The following is a 2522-nucleotide window of genomic DNA, read 5'->3' as shown; positions in this document are numbered from 1 at the left end:
GTGCCGAAGATTCCGAGTGAGTCGCGGCCGGGCATGAGCAGGCGCGCGATCGCGCCGACGATGAGCCCGACAATCAGCAGCACGATGATGAAGACGACCATGCGGATAACACTCCCATGTCTTCCCCGGGTTATGCCTGCTGGCGAGGATATAGCCGATGGGGGAGCCATTCGGCCCGGCCCGTCCGGTGATTCCATCGCGACCGCGTGAGCCGGGCGGACGTCACAATCGAACTGGACATCAGGTTGTCAGCAGCGGAGCCTGGTGATGAACGCTTCCTGGCCGGCGGTTTCGACAGCCTCCGGGCAGTAGTTGGCGCGGACCCAGGCGACCGCGTCGGTGGCGGGATGGCGGGTGAGGACGGCGAGGCAGGCCAGTGCTGTACCGGTGCGCCCGTGGCCACCCAGGCAGCCGACCTCCACCTGTTCCCCAGTCCGGGCACGGTCGAGCACGGACCTCAGCGCGGAGAGGACCGAGGCCTGGTCACCGGGAACTCCGAAGTCAGGCCAGTCGAGATGATCATGGGGCCACGGCGGCTGCCACCGGCGATCGAGATATAGCCCGTAGCCGGGCCGGCGGTCACGGGCGTAGGGGTCGACGGCGTCGAACGACACCGCAGTGATCTTGGTGCCGTCGGGCAAGCTGACCACACGGCGGTGCCGGTGCCCTTCGGCCTGCCGGTGCCGGTGACCATCCGGGCCAGTCACGCCGTTTCGCCGGGGGCCAGGTAACGGTAATCCGTGCCGGCCGCGCGGCTGAGCCAGCCGTTCAGTGCCTGCAAGCCCCGGTCGTTGAGCTGCCCTTCGTGCATCCCGAAGGCGCGGCGCGGCGCGACCGCCCGGACAAAGGCGATCGCCTCGCAGGTCTTCAGCCATGAGGCCTGCAAGGGCACGAGCAGCGTGTCGATCTCGGCGTTCGGAAGTGTCAGGCTGTCACCCGGGTGGTAGCAGCTGTCCTCGATGACGTAGCCGAGGTTCTCGCAGTCCGGCTCGGAGCCGTGTACGACGGCGTGGCGGCCGCCGACCGCCCGGACCGCGAAGCCGGCCACGGTGAAGCGGTCGCCGGACCGCACGCCGGTGACCGCCAGGCCTTGGATGCGCGCCTGCGCCGGCGCGTAGACCTCGATGTCGCGGCGGGCCAGTTCGGCTGCGTCGAGGTGATCGGAGTGCTCGTGCGTGACCAGCGCGGCGGTCGCGCCGTCTAGCGCCGTCGGCTCGCTCCAGCAGCCAGGATCGATCACCAGGACGCCGCGGTCGCGCTGCAGCCGCACGCAGGAGTGGGTGAACTTAGTCAACCGCATGCCAGCCAAGCTAACGGCCCCGGCCGGGTGCGGCGGACACAGAGATGCTGGTAGCACCCTATAGCACCAAGTGCTACCGTGGGAGTATGAGCAACCCGGAGATCACGCAGCGCGACCTACGGGCCCGGTCACGCGAGATCATGGATGCCGTCGAACACGGTCAGTCCTTTACGGTCACCCGTGACGGCCACCGGATCGGCGAACTGATCCCGCTGCGTCGGCGCCGCAGGTTCGTTTCCAGGCAGGAGTTCGCCGCCATGTCTCGCAACGCCCCTGAGGTCGACCTGGCGGCTTTCCGGGCGGATCAGGGCACCGCCGCCGATCATAAGGCGAGCAGCGCATATGAGCAGTGAGCAGCCCCGGCAAGGGATGCTCGACACGAGCATCGTGATCTTGCGCAAGTGGATTGACCCTGCGGAGCTGCCTGATGAGATGGCGATCAGCGCCGTCACCCTGGCGGAGTTGTCGGCCGGCCCGCACGAGGTCCGCCGCAATGACGAGCAGGACATGTACGACGAACACGCTGAGCGGGCCCGGCGCCTGGAGATCTTGCAGCGAGCCGAGAGCGAATTCGACCCCGTCCCATTCGACGCAGAGGCGGCACGCATCTTCGGACGGGTGACCGCGGCAGTCGTCGCCGCCGGGCGCAAGCCAGGGGGCAGGCTCGCCGGCCTGATGATCGCGGCGACTGCCATCGCCGAGGGATTGCCCCTGTATACGGCCAACCCCGCTGACTTCGCCGGCCTGGATGCCCTGATGCAGGTCATCCCGGTCACCCGCCCGCCGCTCCCGCAAGCAGCGACGACCGCGCGCTAGCCGCCCCGTCCGATACCAGAGCACAAACCAACACGGGACGACCAGGACCGGTCATGACTTCACCTGCTTACCTGATCTTGGCCACAGGTCCGCGCGGGATGAGGCTCTCCGATGCCGGTGACGGCGGTGGTCAAGACTCCTCGGCGGGCGTACCCGATGACCAGCTGGCTGGCATCCAGTCCCCCTTCGGGTCCGTGGTCTGCCCCACTTCGATCAGATGACCGTCGGGATCGCGGATGTAGCAGCGGGTCTCGTACGGGTGCTGTTTCGGCGGGGTCAGGAACTCGGCCCCCCGGGCGGTCCATGCGGCGTACGCGGCGTCGATGTCTTTGACCCGGATGTTGACGAAGCTGCTGGCCCGGCCGGGATCGCGTGGTGTCTCCAGGGTGACCGCCGGCTTGTCGTC

The 2522-nt window shown here is 68.2% G+C and carries 5 protein-coding genes; 2 read left to right on the top strand and 3 right to left on the bottom strand.

What is annotated here, in order from left to right; all coding sequences use genetic code 11:
• Positions 1-248: 248 nt before the first annotated feature.
• Both Q1N79_RS20560 and Q1N79_RS20555 read right to left on the bottom strand, forming a co-directional pair.
• On the bottom strand, positions 249-707 hold the full coding sequence (locus Q1N79_RS20560) for a protein-tyrosine phosphatase family protein (RefSeq protein WP_300611349.1): 459 nt from the start codon (positions 705-707) through the stop codon (positions 249-251).
• Positions 704-1300 (bottom strand): MBL fold metallo-hydrolase, encoded by a 597-nt coding sequence (locus Q1N79_RS20555; protein WP_300611347.1) that lies wholly within the window; start codon positions 1298-1300, stop codon positions 704-706. Before Q1N79_RS20555 ends, Q1N79_RS20560 begins: the two co-directional genes overlap by 4 nt.
• An 86-nt stretch (positions 1301-1386) precedes the next feature.
• On the opposite strand from Q1N79_RS20555, the gene Q1N79_RS20550 reads away from it, so the two are divergent.
• Together Q1N79_RS20550 and Q1N79_RS20545 are read left to right on the top strand one after the other, a co-directional pair.
• Positions 1387-1653: a type II toxin-antitoxin system Phd/YefM family antitoxin gene (locus Q1N79_RS20550; protein WP_300611345.1), complete on the top strand. Its 267-nt coding sequence runs from the start codon at positions 1387-1389 to the stop codon at positions 1651-1653.
• A complete protein-coding gene (locus tag Q1N79_RS20545; protein ID WP_300611343.1) occupies positions 1643-2116 on the top strand; it encodes a type II toxin-antitoxin system VapC family toxin in 474 nt (157 codons plus the stop codon). The genes Q1N79_RS20550 and Q1N79_RS20545 overlap by 11 nt, the downstream gene beginning before the upstream one ends.
• Before the next feature lie 130 nt (positions 2117-2246).
• Here Q1N79_RS20545 and Q1N79_RS20540 read toward each other — a convergent pair.
• The coding region (locus tag Q1N79_RS20540; protein WP_300611341.1) for a VOC family protein at positions 2247-2522 on the bottom strand (276 nt) is incomplete at its 5' end.

This window comes from Trebonia sp. (assembly GCF_030042015.1).
In the GTDB taxonomy this organism is placed as follows: Bacteria; Actinomycetota; Actinomycetes; order Streptosporangiales; family Streptosporangiaceae; genus Trebonia.
Note: the sequence above shows the minus strand (reverse complement) of the source record. Positions and strands in the feature narration are given on the sequence as shown.

Bases quoted from the DNA above. Each gene is read 5' to 3' on its own strand.
- Q1N79_RS20555 (WP_300611347.1), bottom strand. From the start codon at position 1,300: ATGCGGTTGACTAAGTTCACCCACTCCTGCGTGCGGCTGCAGCGCGAC.
- Q1N79_RS20550 (WP_300611345.1), top strand. From the start codon at position 1,387: ATGAGCAACCCGGAGATCACGCAGCGCGACCTACGGGCCCGGTCACGC.
- Q1N79_RS20545 (WP_300611343.1), top strand. From the start codon at position 1,643: ATGAGCAGTGAGCAGCCCCGGCAAGGGATGCTCGACACGAGCATCGTG.